This is a genomic window from Phytoactinopolyspora endophytica, assembly GCF_004138495.1.
GTDB classification, from domain to species: domain Bacteria; phylum Actinomycetota; class Actinomycetes; order Jiangellales; family Jiangellaceae; genus Phytoactinopolyspora; species Phytoactinopolyspora endophytica.
On the sequence record NZ_ML142849.1, the window covers coordinates 137,961 to 138,322 of the forward strand.

At 71.0% G+C, this 362-nt stretch carries 1 protein-coding gene; it reads right to left on the minus strand.

Translation table 11 applies throughout. From position 1 onward, the window contains the following. Window positions 1–362 (minus strand): beta-galactosidase (locus ELR45_RS36320; protein ID WP_205855622.1); only part of this gene is annotated, 362 nt, incomplete at both ends.

The following is a 362-nucleotide window of genomic DNA, read 5'->3' on the forward strand; positions in this document are numbered from 1 at the left end:
CGCCACCACGGGTCCCTCCGTCGGCGGTTCGGCGACCTCCCCGATGTCCCGCAGGATCCGGCCGAGCTCGGCGAACCCCCGGTAGGTGCGGGAGTCGGCGCCGGCGTGCGGGACCATGCCGCCGTGCCAGGCCTCGGATCCGGCCGCGGGTGCCCGCCACTGAAAGAACAGCGCGCCCTGTGAGCCTCGGGCGATGTAGGAGAGCGAGTTGCGGATCACCCGGTTCGGATCCTTGTAGGGCCGAAAGCCCGGCATCGTCAAGCTGATGGTCCCCTGCTCCATCAGCAACCACGGGTCACCGTTCGACCATGACCGGGTCAGGTCCCCGGCGTAGGCGGCGTGGGTCTCGCCGTCCGGTCCCT